The 14,102-nt window shown below is 42.3% G+C and carries 15 protein-coding genes; 6 read left to right on the forward strand and 9 right to left on the reverse strand.

Annotated features, from left to right (window positions below):
* Window positions 1–277: 277 nt before the first annotated feature.
* The 3 genes from AXW61_RS03525 to rlmJ are packed head-to-tail and all read right to left on the reverse strand — an operon-like array spanning window position 278 to window position 3,114.
* Window positions 278–1,354, reverse strand: coding sequence for a DUF6670 family protein (locus AXW61_RS03525; protein WP_062032432.1), 1,077 nt, complete (start codon window positions 1,352–1,354; stop codon window positions 278–280).
* Between the two features lie 27 nt (window positions 1,355–1,381).
* Window positions 1,382–2,212 carry a CDP-diacylglycerol--serine O-phosphatidyltransferase gene (gene pssA / locus AXW61_RS03530; RefSeq protein ID WP_062032444.1) on the reverse strand — a complete coding sequence of 277 codons (831 nt, stop codon included), beginning with the start codon at window positions 2,210–2,212 and terminating at the stop codon, window positions 1,382–1,384.
* Window positions 2,213–2,256: 44 nt separating this feature from the next.
* Window positions 2,257–3,114 (reverse strand): 23S rRNA (adenine(2030)-N(6))-methyltransferase RlmJ, encoded by an 858-nt coding sequence (gene rlmJ, locus AXW61_RS03535; protein ID WP_004691214.1) that lies wholly within the window; start codon window positions 3,112–3,114, stop codon window positions 2,257–2,259.
* Window positions 3,115–3,229: 115 nt separating this feature from the next.
* Between rlmJ and AXW61_RS03540 the strand changes: the two genes are divergently transcribed.
* Window positions 3,230–3,832, forward strand: coding sequence for a 2OG-Fe(II) oxygenase (locus AXW61_RS03540; protein WP_062032447.1), 603 nt, complete (start codon window positions 3,230–3,232; stop codon window positions 3,830–3,832).
* Window positions 3,833–3,904: 72 nt separating this feature from the next.
* Window positions 3,905–4,432, forward strand: coding sequence for a hypothetical protein (locus AXW61_RS03545; protein ID WP_004691217.1), 528 nt, complete (start codon window positions 3,905–3,907; stop codon window positions 4,430–4,432).
* Window positions 4,433–4,517: 85 nt separating this feature from the next.
* Here the strand turns inward: AXW61_RS03545 and AXW61_RS03550 are convergent, their stop codons facing one another.
* From AXW61_RS03550 to AXW61_RS03570, 5 genes are all read right to left on the reverse strand, one after another.
* Window positions 4,518–4,775 (reverse strand): DUF2789 family protein, encoded by a 258-nt coding sequence (locus AXW61_RS03550; RefSeq protein WP_004691219.1) that lies wholly within the window; start codon window positions 4,773–4,775, stop codon window positions 4,518–4,520.
* 105 nt (window positions 4,776–4,880) lie between these two features.
* Window positions 4,881–5,141 carry a DUF2789 family protein gene (locus AXW61_RS03555; protein WP_062032449.1) on the reverse strand — a complete coding sequence of 87 codons (261 nt, stop codon included), beginning with the start codon at window positions 5,139–5,141 and terminating at the stop codon, window positions 4,881–4,883.
* Between the two features lie 173 nt (window positions 5,142–5,314).
* Entirely contained in the window at window positions 5,315–6,301 is a 987-nt protein-coding gene (locus tag AXW61_RS03560) for a malate dehydrogenase (RefSeq protein WP_062032452.1), read from the reverse strand.
* Window positions 6,302–6,470: 169 nt separating this feature from the next.
* Entirely contained in the window at window positions 6,471–7,124 is a 654-nt protein-coding gene (locus tag AXW61_RS03565; RefSeq protein ID WP_062032596.1) for a ribonuclease I, read from the reverse strand.
* Window positions 7,125–7,151: 27 nt separating this feature from the next.
* A complete protein-coding gene (locus AXW61_RS03570; RefSeq protein WP_062032454.1) occupies window positions 7,152–9,119 on the reverse strand; it encodes a lytic transglycosylase domain-containing protein in 1,968 nt (655 codons plus the stop codon).
* Between the two features lie 309 nt (window positions 9,120–9,428).
* Here AXW61_RS03570 and miaB point away from each other — a divergent pair, with 309 nt between their 5' ends.
* The 4 genes from miaB (at window position 9,429) to AXW61_RS03590 (ending at window position 13,049) form a co-directional block, all read left to right on the forward strand.
* Window positions 9,429–10,886 (forward strand): tRNA (N6-isopentenyl adenosine(37)-C2)-methylthiotransferase MiaB, encoded by a 1,458-nt coding sequence (gene miaB, locus AXW61_RS03575; RefSeq protein WP_062032456.1) that lies wholly within the window; start codon window positions 9,429–9,431, stop codon window positions 10,884–10,886.
* 38 nt (window positions 10,887–10,924) lie between these two features.
* Complete coding sequence (locus AXW61_RS03580; protein WP_062032459.1) at window positions 10,925–12,001, forward strand: PhoH family protein; 1,077 nt, start codon at window positions 10,925–10,927, stop codon at window positions 11,999–12,001.
* A 57-nt stretch (window positions 12,002–12,058) separates the two neighbouring features.
* Window positions 12,059–12,538, forward strand: coding sequence for an rRNA maturation RNase YbeY (gene ybeY, locus AXW61_RS03585; protein WP_062032462.1), 480 nt, complete (start codon window positions 12,059–12,061; stop codon window positions 12,536–12,538).
* A 100-nt stretch (window positions 12,539–12,638) separates the two neighbouring features.
* Window positions 12,639–13,049: a hypothetical protein gene (locus tag AXW61_RS03590; RefSeq protein ID WP_062032464.1), complete on the forward strand. Its 411-nt coding sequence runs from the start codon at window positions 12,639–12,641 to the stop codon at window positions 13,047–13,049.
* A gap of 45 nt (window positions 13,050–13,094) precedes the next feature.
* Here the strand turns inward: AXW61_RS03590 and AXW61_RS03595 are convergent, their stop codons facing one another.
* Window positions 13,095–13,952, reverse strand: a complete 858-nt coding sequence (locus tag AXW61_RS03595; RefSeq protein ID WP_062032467.1) for a TonB family protein — start codon at window positions 13,950–13,952, stop codon at window positions 13,095–13,097.
* Window positions 13,953–14,102 lie beyond the last annotated feature (150 nt).

The following is a 14,102-nucleotide window of genomic DNA, read 5'->3' on the forward strand; positions in this document are numbered from 1 at the left end:
GATCTTCTTGCTGATTCGTCATCAGCAAGCTAGGTCGGCTATACTACTCTCTTTCAAGAAGAAGTCAACTGGTTTTGTTAATTATTTTTAAACTCATTCAAGACTTCCAGATTTTGACTCTTGAGCTAAATCCTTGTTTCTCAACAAGTTTTAATCAACATCACCGCCGATGGATGTGCATTCTACAGTATTCCCGACTCAACACAACCCCCTTTACTCAATTATTTATAAAAAAACTCCCGCTTGTTTATTTATTCAGCAAAAGGATGCTTTTTTCTTATTTTTTGAGTGAAAATGGGACAATTTCTCCAATTTCATTTCGATTTTTTTCGTGCGATTTTTTTTCTTGCCACTTTAATGCACGACAATCCACATATTCACAATAACCACTTTCGCCCTGTTCCTCATAATTATCCATTTTGAGTTGATATTTAAAGCTACCTACATAACCCGCAGCCAAGCCAAATTTAAAATCACCACGACTTTGTGCGTAAAGATGAATGTAATGCCCCTGCTCATCTTGATAATGCCATTCAAACTCTCGCGGTAAATACATTTTTTGCCCATTGGGAGTTTTCACAGCAGGATAAACACGATGAACTTGAAAGCGAACCATCCGATCAAACATATGGGTTTGTTGTTTTTGCAAATCACGTATGTAGATACGTGACTGCACAATTCGATTAAACGAATCTCGAATTTGTTCTAACAATAACTGACGCTGATCCAGCAGATTAATGACTTGATATGTGAAAAACGCTAAGGGTAAATAACTAAAGTCGATACTGCGCGCGTATTCAAAAGCCCCTAACTGGTCAATGTCATAGCACTGTTCTTTATATTTAACTTCTCCCTGACATCGACACAATACAGACCAATGTTCGGCAAGACCAAAACGCAATTTGGTGAAATGTGAAATCAGCGGTGTTGTTGTTATTTCAATCTCAAAACTCAATTCTGTGTCTTTTCTTTGAATTTGAAATTTTGGGAATGCTCCCATGAGCTGTTCTTTATTGGCAAATTTAAATGTTTTTTCTTGAAATGAACATTCCACAGAAATTGAATAGCGGTTCAGCTGCCCTGCCATATGTGGACTACTACTGGCCAATACGGTAGCCGTATCTAAGGGTGTAGTTCTGATTGCACTGTTATTGCGAAACATGGGCGTATTGGGCTGACCAATCATGCTCAAAAAATTTAAATAATGTAATGGTGCAGGAAGATTGGGAATGGTTAAAGCTTGATGAATAATTTTATATTTTTTATTGGGTGGATGATACGCAGGGAGTGACCATGAAGGAGCCTGATGATTAAGTTGTTTAGACTGATCGAGAAAATCTTGGAACAACCACATAGCATACTCCTTCTACATATCATTAACTCATAATGGGCTGTGCTGACGTCGAGCTAAAAACGTAGTAATAAAGCCAGATAATGCATAAATCAAGGAAATAACTAAAATACCGACAGGAATATTGTAAGTCATTGCAGCAAAAATAAAGACCGCGATAGGAAGGACAAAAAATGGAACGCGCTTACGATCTACCGTCTTAAATGAATAATATTTAATATTCGAAATCATGAGGAGCCCCACAGACACAATCACTGCTGCGCTGATGGCTTGAATCCCCCGCTCACGAATATCAAAAATTTCTGGGAAATCGAGTCCGACCCAAACCAATGAAATAATAATAATGGCGGCAAGTGGACTAGCTACACCAATAAAGTAGCGCTTATCCACCACACCGATTTGCACATTAAAACGTGCTAAACGGAACGCAGCACAGGCGGTGTAGACAAAACAACATGCCAAACCAATACGACCGAGCGAATCCAAGCTCCAGCTATACATCAAAATAGCGGGCGCAACACCGAACGCCAATAGATCAGATAAAGAATCATACTGCTCACCAAAAGCACTCTGCGCACCAATGGCTCGTGCAACGCGGCCGTCCAAGCCATCCAACAACGCTGCCAAGAAAATGGCATAAATCGCTTGCTGGAAGTTGCCATTCATACTGGCAATGATGGAATAAAAACCTGACAACAACGCTGCCGTTGTAATCAGGTTCGGCCACAAATAAATACCTCGACGTTTTACTTTTTGACCTTCCTGTGTGTGCTCTTCTTCTTCTACCTCGAAAGTAATCCCATCAAAAGTAGGCGTACTGCGGGGTGAAGATTCGCTTTCAGGTTTATTTATATTTGTCATTCTCTGTCGATCCTAATGTAGCCTTTTCTCTTACTAGTCTATCTTTATTCGCCAACTAACCAACGAACAGCAGCATGACCACCATTTTCACTCATACGTAAATGTGGGAATAACCATTGTAGCGCCTCATCTGCATCTTCAGAAAACTTCCAAGGTGGGTTAATCACCAACAGACCACAACCATTTAAGCCCACTGGGGTATCATCTGGCCAAACACATACTTCACAGATCAACTGACGGCGAATACCGGTTTTAATCATTTTCTTTTCAAAACGGTCAATCATGGCGCGATCTTTGATTGGATACCAAATTGCAAACACACCCGTTGGCCATTTTTTATATGCAGTCGCTATGAGATCAACCAATTGAGGGAAATCTTTACGCTCCACTTCGTAAGGTGGATCAATCATCACTAATCCGCGTTTTTCTTTGGGTGGAATAACGCCAAATAACCCTTCATACGCATCGCGCTCATGTAAGCCTGCGCGTTTATCACGAACGTTGTAATATAACTGTTGAAATACATCACGTTGCATTTCAAAAATAGTGGCTTTATCGATTTCGCGCATGCCTTCCAATGCAAACCATGGCGAACCCGGATAAGCACCTTTGCCTGAACCTTCACGCATTTTTTCAACAATTTTTAAATACTGCTGAACACCTTCAGGCGCATTACGCTTAATCGAGTCATCAAGTTTTACTAAACGGTGAATACCATTTAAAAACTCACCCGACTTTTGTGCTTCTGAAGTCGATAAATCATATTTACCAGCACCGCCATGCGTATCAATATAACGATAAGGTTTATCTTTTTGATTGAGGCGAGTCAAAATCTGAAGCAAAAGGACATGCTTCATGACATCTGCAAAGTTACCTGCATGGAAGTGGTGACGGTAATTCATGTTTCTATCATTCCTAAAATCAATGAGTATTTTAGCATGAAAAATAGTTTCGTTCAGATTGCTTTCATACACTAGAATAACCGTGGCTTTTCTTTGTCTTTTTTAGGTTAATGTAATGGAAGCAGTTCTTCTCCCAAAGTCTTGGAATGTTGATCAAATCCTAGATGATTTAGATCAACATGGTTTTGCCATCATTGATGACGCCTACTCTGATGACTATGTACATCAACTCATTGAAGAATGTACTTCGAACTTAAACCTCTTTCGTGAAGCCGCTATTCAAAACGGTGTCATCAGCATAATCCGTAGTGATCACATTTTATGGCTCAATCCCGAGCTCGTTATTTCTCATCATCATGTTCAAGCCCTTTATAGTTTGGGTCAGGAACTAAATCGTGCCTTTTATCTTGGTATTCGAGACGTCGAAGCACATTTTGCTTGCTATAACGCTGGCGAGTTTTATGCCCTACACCGTGATAATCCTCAAGGTAAAAATGGCCGCATGATTTCTACGGTCTATTATTTACACGAAGATTGGCAAGACGATTGGGGCGGTGAACTTCATCTGCAAGATAAAAATGACATTTGGCATGTGCTACATCCCAAACCGAATCGTATTGCATTGTTTCAAAGTGACTTGCTGCATGAGGTTTTAGAAGCCAAACATCAGCGTTTATCGATTACTGGATGGTTACGGAGTGACAGTACAATCCTATGATTCAAGCAAAAAGACTTTAAATTGTAAGAAGTATCCTCATATACTGAACATCAATTGATGAGGATGTAACCGATGCGTGCCAGCAGTCAACAAATTATTCAGCGTATTGGTGAAACAGATCAACTCTACCTACAAGGCAATAGCCCTGAATTAGCACTTGAGCGTGCTGATTTGCGCTTACAGTTGGTCACACTAAGCCAACTACGTCAAGAGCAAGTCCACTTTTTACAAGAAGCAGTAGTATTACTTGAGCAAGGTCGAATTGAGTTTGAGGAAATGCCTCTATCTTTGTACCTCAATTTGTCTTTGCACCTTGCTAAGGCTTATATGCTGTACTTTGAAATCACCAAAGAAGATCGCTTTGCACTGATTACACAGCAAATTTTAAAACCGCTGACCAGCTATGGTCAGGGCGATATTTACCTGTTTTTGGCCTATGCCTCGGTCAGTAGAAAAGAGTCAGCATTGGCACGACACTGGCTTGGCAAATATGCGAAAAGTACCGAGTTTGATTTCGTTTTACTGCGTGAACATGCCGCTTTTGTTGACCTTCATCAAGAAGATTGGTTTATCAAGCTGATGCAAAGTAAATTGCACTAAAATGTACAAATAAAAAAACGCCTGAAATCAGGCGTTTTTTTATGGGTCAATTCCAGTATTCAAATGGCGGCGGCATAAAATCAATTTAGGCAGTTTGAAGTTTATAAGCATCGAGATGTAGCTGTTGATTGAGTTCATCAACCATAATCGCCCAATCATCATCTTGAACCAAATGACTGATTAATAGCGCACGTTGTGCGGAATTCCAAAACGGTGCATCGTGTAAAGATTGATGAGCAGGAAGTTGATGCGTACGAATATATAACTCGATGGCAGCCGCACTATTGGCGAGTCCCAGTTGCGAAAATAAAAGCTCTAAGGATGGTTTATGTTGACTGAGCATCTCGGCCTCCTTATCAATACTATTGTCAATTATTATTGAATTAACTTATATGTATTTTCTAAAAAAACCTAGTCATAAAACTAGGTTTGTTGTTTCAATTTGTGATTATAAATGACACGATCTTGAAAACGTATGTTCTGTATGTAATTGTTCATTTAACAGGTCGATCACCATTGCCCATTCATCATCTTTTTTCCAATTACTGATAATGAAGTCATGCTGTGCTTTTGACCAAAAGGGTGCTTTATGCAATGGAACGTCTGAAGTAAGTTGGTGTGTTTCAATAAACTGATCGATTGCTTCCGCACTCGCATCAAGCCCCAATTGTTCAAATAAAAGTTCTAAAGTCGGTTGTTGGTCAAACATCATTGTTCTCCTCAAGCCCTGATCATGCCCTTTTAGAATAAACCTTTGGGCACCTATGCTCAGTTGTATCTACATCACAGCATGTTATTTTTTGTTCAATAAACACCCCATATAAAAAAGCACCCCAAATGGAGTGCTTTTTCAAAACAGATCTTAAACCGATCGGTTTTTAATTATTTAAGCATGTCAGCAATTGCTGCGCGCTCTTCTTCAAGTTCTTGAAGAGTTTTGTCCATACGCTCACGGCTGAACGCATCGATTTCTAGGCCTTCAACACGTGTGTATTCGCCATTTTCGCAAGTTACAGGAACACCGTACATTACGCCTTCAGGAATACCATAAGAACCGTCAGAAGGAATACCCATCGTTACCCATTCGCCATTTGTGCCAATAGCCCAATCGCGCATATGGTCGATCGCAGCGTTCGCAGCTGAAGCAGCTGAAGACAAACCACGCGCTTCGATAATCGCAGCACCACGTTTACCAACAGTTGGAAGGAATACATTCGCGTTCCAGTCAGCATCGTTGATTTTATCTTTTAAGCTTTCGCCGTTTACAGTTGCAAAACGGTAGTCAGCATACATCGTTGGAGAGTGGTTACCCCAAACAGTCATGTTTTTGATGTCTGCTACAGCAACACCCGCTTTTTGAGCAATTTGAGTCAACGCACGGTTGTGGTCAAGACGTAACATTGCTGTGAAGTTTTTCGCTGGAAGATCTGGAGCAGATTTCATTGCGATGTAAGCATTTGTGTTTGCAGGGTTACCTACAACAAGTACTTTAACGTCACGGCTAGCAACTTCGTTTAGTGCTTGACCTTGACCGATGAAGATTTCACCGTTCACTTTCAATAAGTCAGCACGTTCCATACCAGGACCACGTGGACGTGAACCAACCAATAACGCGTAGTCAGCATCTTTAAATGCAACTTTTGGATCATCAGTACCGATCATGCCAGCCAATAATGGGAAAGCACAGTCGTCTAATTCCATCATTACGCCTTTAAGCGCAGCTTGAGCTTTCTCAAAAGGAACTTCTAACAATTGCAGAATAACTGGTTGGTCTTTACCTAACATTTCGCCACTAGCGATACGGAATAATAGGCTATAACCGATTTGACCAGCAGCGCCAGTAACGGCAACGCGAACAGGTTGCTTCATGTACTTATCTCCATTTGAGGAACGTTATATGATTAAATAGCTGTTCTATCTAATCTTAATAATCATAAACGGCAAAGATTGTACTCCAATACTTTGGCATATGCATGTAAAAGAGAATGAATTCCAACAAAAGTATGATAGGAAATATAAATTAATTTAAGGAAAGAGATTAGTAAGAACCCTTGATCGCAAAAGAATTTGGACAGTTTTCTTGTATATTCTCTGCACAAGCTTTGTACTGACCATTGGGTTTATAACAGACCTTGACTTCGGTCAAAATATTGGTTTGGCGGTGAGTACGGCAGCTAAAACGTAACCCGCTTGCAGGCAGCCCGGGGTTCAAACGCTGAAACTGCCCTCGCAAGGTATTAAGTTGCGCAGTTTTATTTTCAGATGAAGTCAAATCTGCGGGAATTTTTAAACGTTCCGCATAATTAATCACGTTACGAAAATATTGACTGGCACTCATCGGCACACATCCTCCAATTTCTGCCCACAACTGGCGACGTGCATGCTCATCGGGCATCACCCTAGCCACCACTTTAGTTTGAAGTGGAGACAATACACCTGAAGATTTGGTCTGACACTCTCGTGTTGTAGTTTCAGGGTACAAGCCAGTAATATTGAGTGAATAACCTTCCAAACATTTCCGTTTCTTTGAGCCTTGGCTATCAAACAAACACACGGCAGGTGTCATTTGAACTTCCATCACATAGCCAAACACGGTCGGTGTCGCATGGGCTGATGTCGCAAAAAATCCCATAGCTATGCCGCTGCTGATCAATAGCAGAAGCTTTTGCGTTAAGACTGATTGGGATGACATCAAAACCATAAAATGCCTAGGCCTTTATTATTGACTTCTAAAAGGGATATTTTGCATGCGCTGGGTGATCGACTGTGGCCCCTGTCCAAGCAGAACACCATAATGGGTCGCATTACTCATGACATGCTTGACGTAATCGCGAGTTTCAGTCAAAGGAATACTTTCTGTGTATTGATCCGCCGCAATCGGCTGATTATCAGGCTGCCAACGGCGCGCACGATTTGGCCCTGCGTTATAACCTGCTGTGGCAAGTACAGGACTGTTGCTTAATTGGCTTTGAATCATGGACAAGTAGAATGTGCCATAACGAACATTGGTATTCATATCACTCAGTGCAGCAGGATTATAGGTTTCACCCATTTGTCTAGCGACTAGTTTTGCCGTATCTGGCATGATTTGCATCAAACCACCAGCTCCAACATGCGAGCGAGCATGGGTAACAAATCGGCTTTCTTGGCGCATTAATCCATACGCCCATGCAGGATCTATGCCTGCATTGCGACTATGGCTGACCACATAGCTTTGATGCGGCATGGCATAACGATAACTGTAGTTATGTTGCTTGACGGTTCGATCCGCTGCATAGATCGCTCGGTCATACCATCCCATTTCTGTTGCACGTTTGGCAGCAGCTAAAATTAAGCCATCATCTTGTTTTAAATAAGCTTGTCGAACAGCCCAATTCCATTCACGGTTAACATAATTGTCTGGCGCATTGACGTTGCGTAGTGCAAAAGCGCGACTAAAGTGAATATCTTGGCTCAAACGCTGCGCATCCGCATTGCTCGGTTGGGTATTGGCTGGAATCGTTTGATAACGCTGACCAATACGATCTTTTGCCAATAAGTTATGATAATCGTCACCTACTGACAATTTTTTGAAGATCTCGCGCGCCAGTGCTTTTGACTTTGCATCACCACGTTGTTCTGAAGCACGGGCTAACCAATATTGCCAGCGGTCTTCTTGTTTCTGCGTCACACTCATTCCATCAATGGCACGAATGACACTCTCCCATGCGCCGAAACGAATGGCTTGACGTGCATAAATTTCAGCTTCTTCTTCACTCAGTGCTAAACCATAGCTCCGATCAAAGGCTTGCAACACTTCCACATTAAAATTGTTTTTCATAACGGTTGTGCCACCGATATACCCCACGGTACGGTACAACGCTTTTTGTACCAACTCAGGTGTCCCCTCTGCAGCACGCTTGACCGACGCCAGTGCAGTATTTAGATCACTGTCGGCTAAACGGCCAATGGCATAAATTAAATATGCTTGATCTGCCGCCGATGCTTTCGGTGCGGACCAGAGATAGTTCAGTGGATCGACTTGAATGCTATTCAGCTGCGCCAAAGACAGATTCATGCCAATGGTCTGTGCGGTTGCAATCGCTTGACCTGACTGCCCTGCACGTAGCTGCGTCCATAAACGTTGTTGTTTGTCTTGTTCCGTCATCAGTGGACTAGACAACATCATGCGCCCCAGCCCCGTACAAGACTCAGGCTGTGAATTGGTCGTGAGCCAAACATCTTTATATTCAGCAAAAACCAAAGGGTCGCCAGACTTGGCACGGACTTGTGCTATAGCACAACTTTCTGCGCGATCTGCATTGGACACATAGGCCAATACCGGCTGCGCAGAAGTAAAGTCGGCCATTTTGACTTTTTCTTCGATGTAATCTGCTGCTAACTTCTCAGCCATAGCAGATTGAGGATAGCGCTGTGCAAATCCAACAATATTCGCCGCAGGTTGCAATGCCAAATTACTGTTAAGCACCCAGTATTCAGGATAATAGCCCAGTACATCACCCTGCATACTGCTTTGATATTGTTGTAATAAACCAACATTGCCTGCATTTGCTGCACGCAAGGCATCATTAAACTGTTCATCTGCGGCATGTGTCACTGCCGATAGACCTAAGGCAGCCACACCCAACGCAAACACTTGATAATATTTATTCTGTAATCGTTTTAACATGGGTTTGCCTTCAGTCATCTTTGGATTGCCTAGTCTCGTCTCATCATTTTCATTAGTTTAATAACTCATAACAGACTCTATTGTTCTCTTATGTAACCTTATGATTAGACAATATTAATTCTCCTGCATTTTCACTTCACAAATCAATCTTTTTAGCTTCAGATTTAAAGCTATAAGTTTATTCAGATTTCCTGCTAAAATATGCGCCTTTCGTAGATTTCACATGGTGTTTGATCATCCTTTTTTGTCGCCAGCCAAGCTCTGCTTTCGCCGCCACAGATACCGATCAGACACAAAAACCTAGATTTATCCCCCTTAGGAGCCTACATGACGGTTCAAACCTTCATTCCAAATGGTGCCCAAGCTGCCTCAGAAAACACTGTTACCCAGCCACAGCACACCCCAGCCATCGATGGATCAGTTAAAAAACTGTATATCGAAACGCAAGGGTGTCAGATGAATGAGTATGACAGTCACCGTATGGCAGACTTACTTGGCGACTCGCACGGTTATGTGCTGACTCAAGATCCGAAAGAAGCTGATATTCTACTGATGAATACCTGCTCGATTCGTGAAAAAGCCCAAGAAAAAGTGTTCTCTGAATTGGGCCGCTGGCGCAAGCTGAAAGACAAAAATCCAGACCTGATCATTGGTGTCGGTGGTTGTGTGGCCTCTCAAGAAGGTGACAACATTCAAAAACGTGCCAATTATGTCGACATGATTTTTGGCCCGCAAACCTTGCACCGTTTGCCACAAATGCTGGATCAGCACTTTGATCAAATTGAAAAACCCAAGAAAGAAAAAATCAAATTGGTAGATATTTCTTTCCCTGACATTGAAAAATTCGACTTTTTACCTGAACCGCGTGTGGAAGGTTACAAGGCTTTTGTTTCAATTATGGAAGGTTGTTCAAAATATTGTTCATTCTGTGTGGTGCCCTACACCCGTGGTGAAGAAGTTTCTCGCCCGCTGGATGATGTTTTAGCAGAAATTGCCACCTTAGCCGAAAAAGGTGTCCGTGAGATTTCTTTGTTGGGTCAAAACGTCAATGGTTACCGCGGTGAAACGTTCGAAGGCAATATCTGTACTTTTGCAGACTTGTTACGTCTTGTTGCAGAAATTCCGGGGATTGGTCGTTTACGCTACACCACCTCACATCCACTTGAGTTTAATGATGACTTGATTGAATGCTACCGTGACCTACCGCAAATGGTGTCGCATCTGCATTTACCCGTGCAAAGTGGCTCAAACGATGTTCTGCAAGCCATGAAGCGTAACCACACCATTGATGTGTATATCGACAAAATTTCCAAATTACGCAAAGTCCGCCCAGATATGCATTTATCCAGTGACTTCATCATTGGTTTCCCGGGTGAAACCGATGCGCACTTTGAAGAAACCTATCAATTCATCAAAGATATGGACTTCGACCATTCCTACAGTTTTGTCTATTCAAAACGTCCAGGTACACCTGCGTCTGATCTTGAAGACACCACCTCTGAAGAGGTGAAAAAAGAGCGTCTCAGTAAAGTTCAAAAATGGATCAAACGCTCGAGTATTGAAAAGACCGATGCCATGCTCGGCACCATTCAACGCGTTTTGGTCGAGAAAGTTTCAGACAAAGATCCAAACTTACTGATTGGCACGGCGGATAACACTCGTTATGTGAGTTTTATTGGTGATGCAGCATGGGTCGGACGTTTCGCCGAAATCGAAGTGACAGAGATTAAAACTTTGAATTTTGTTTATGGTGAACTCTTGAATCTTGAGCCTGACGTGGCGTAATGTAAGGGAATAGATTCTGACTACTTAAAGGAATTCTCTTGACTGCAGCGATTCGACGTACAGTAACTTTTCCTGGGGTTTCAATTGAACGTTTAAAGAGCATGCTCGGTGCTTATAACGGTCATTTGAAACAAATCGAACAGCGTTTAGATGTCACTATTTCCCATCGAGGTGATGCATTTTATGTCGATGGTGAAATGGATGCAGTTGAGAGAGCAGAAGGTCTGCTTCATCGCCTGCATGAAGAAGCAGAAAATACGGTACAAATCAGTGCCGACACCTTACACCTCATGATTCAAGGCAGTCAGACTGACCGTGAATTGCAAGAAGACCTTGATGGGCAAGAGCACACTGGTTTAGATGAAGTGTGGCTCCAAACCCGTAAAGGTCGTATCAATCCACGCGGTGCTAACCAAAAGCGTTATGTGCAGCGTATTCTACAAAGTGATATTTCTTTTGGTATTGGACCTGCGGGTACAGGTAAAACCTATCTCGCCGTTGCAGCCGCAGTCGATATGCTAGAACGTAACGAAATTCAAAGGATTTTATTGGTTCGCCCTGCCGTTGAAGCAGGTGAAAAACTGGGTTTCCTCCCAGGTGATTTAAGCCAGAAAATTGATCCGTATTTACGTCCACTCTACGATGCCTTGTATGAAATGCTTGGCTTTGAAAAAGTGGCCAAACTGATTGAACGTCAGGTGATTGAAGTCGCACCACTGGCTTATATGCGTGGTCGAACCTTAAACCACTCTTTTGTGATTTTAGACGAAGCGCAAAATACCACACCTGAACAAATGAAAATGTTCCTCACACGTTTAGGCTTTGGTTCACGTGCAGTGATTACTGGAGATATCACACAGGTCGACTTACCACGTGGCCAGCAATCTGGTCTAGCACATGCTTTACGCATCATCGACAAGATCAAAGAAATTCACATCACCCGTTTCCACTCACGTGACGTGGTACGTCACCAACTGGTGCAAAAAATTGTTGAAGCTTATGAGGGATGGGATGCAGAACAACATCGCCTAACCGCTGAAGCACGTGCTGAACGCAAAGCGCGTCAAGAAGCCTTAGTGGCTGAAAATGACGCCGCTGCTGATGCTCAGCATTAAGTTAAAGCCTGCGGGCATTTTAAAATGCCCGCAGATGTCATTATTTAAGGATCTATTTTGAAACTGAGTCTTTCTCTACAACAGGACTTTCAAGCTCCTGAATTGGTCTTGAAACGTGGCTATCTCAAAAAAGTTGTAGAAACTGTTTTACGTCATATTGGCACACAGAGTAACTGTGAAATTGGTATTGCTTGTGTTGACCATGATGAAAGTCATAAATTGAATTTGGAATATCGTGGCAAAGATAAATCAACCAATGTGTTGTCTTTTCCGAGCGATTTGCCCGATGAAATGGCGCAGATTCTTGACTCATTTCCCATTGGCGATTTGGTCATTTGTATTCCTGTGGTGTTGTCGGAAGCAAAAGAACAAAACAAAGCGCCACTGACGCATTTCACTCATATGCTGGTCCATGGCACTTTGCACCTTATGGGCTATGACCATGAAACATCAGAAGCAGATGCTGAAGAAATGGAAGGCATCGAAATTGAAATTTTGGCTAAACTCGGTTTCGAAAACCCTTATTTAGAACAGTAACTATTAGATTTGAAACAACTCACCCGATACATCTCGATGTGTCGGGTTTATTTATGCTAAAAATAATACAAGATGAAAAATAGATGAAGAGATTATAAAAATGCATACATCGATTTCAAAACTACTCTGCATTATCGCCCTATCCTGCACCATGCCACTTTATGCCAATAGCAATGATGAAAATCAAACATCCTGCCAAGAAGTGAAGTTTCTAGACTCAGCTCAGGCTTGGGCTGGGCATTATTATTTGCAGGGTGTTATGGAGGTCGGTTCCGAACTTTTACTAGAGACCAACGGTAAATTTAAATGGTACTTAGCTGTCGGCTCTTTAGACCAATATGCTGAAGGGACATGGTGGAAAAACGGCAACTGCATTGGTTTAAAGGCACTGCCGAAATATAGCAAGCATTTAGAAATTTTTCCTAGCCGCCTAGATGTGGAAGAGTCTCATTTAATTGTGACTTGGATCGGTGGACATCAAGACGGTGCCTATGTCCGCGCAACCCAATAAACCGAAATAAGCAAAATCATCAAAGTACACTTAAAGGTGCACAGCTCAGTGCACTTCAAACTCTGCCTCTGCTGGGTCAAAACGCCATGTACGCACAATGCGTAACTCAGAAATATCCTTCATTTTGGCATCAAATCCACCAAATGGTGCGGCTTTACGCACCGACGCTTTTGCAGCCTCATCAAGCATCTCATGGCCTGAACTATCAATCAGACGAATAGCGCGGATACCTCCTGATGCATTTAGAATCACCATTAAACGCACTTCACCCGCCAACCGCTGCTGTTTAGCTGCTTCTGGATAGTAACGGTTGCCATAAAATTCCACTTTCTGACGGAACTTTTCAAGATAGGCGGCCGAAATATCTTGCTTGGCTTGAATACCATCGACTGTTTTAATTTTTTGCTGACGGCTAAAGTTTTGTTGGCGTTGTAAATATTGCGCTTCAAGGCTGGCTACCATTGCTGCTTTGGCTTGAAACTGGCTGTTCATTTCTTCCATGGCTTTTTTGCGCTGGTTATCCTCAGCTTGTTTTTGCCAACTTAAGGTCGTCATTAACAGCTTTTCTTCAAAATTCAGCTCACGTTTTTGTTGAATCTGTTCTAAAGTTTCACGCTGCTGTTCGCCTGTACTTTGCTCAAGCATCGGTGCGGGCATGTCACTCGACATGCGATGTGACTCACGAAAAGTCCCTGAACCTTGTTGATCGGCTTGTGCTAAAAAATCTGCGTTTTCAATTTTTTGATCAGAAGGACGCAAGGTAACCGCAATTTCTTTCACTGCCGCATCATTTTCTTGAGGCATCGCAAATTGCAAAGTCAAAATCACGAGATGCAAAAATACCGCCAGCACAACGGTCGCTGTAAAAATTGGGTCTTTCCACCAATCATGAGCCAAAGGCATTACATTTATTTTTCTAAGCATCACACCAAACCGACAATTTGTCTTGTTCCCCAAAGCGCAGGCGCGCAGTATAAAATAGACACAGTCTTCATTTTATTGCGTAGAATGAGACCTTGTGCCATTTAGATTCACTGTTTCATAAAATCATGA

It is taken from the genome of Acinetobacter sp. BMW17 (assembly GCF_001592855.1).
Taxonomy (GTDB): Bacteria; Pseudomonadota; Gammaproteobacteria; order Pseudomonadales; family Moraxellaceae; genus Acinetobacter; species Acinetobacter johnsonii.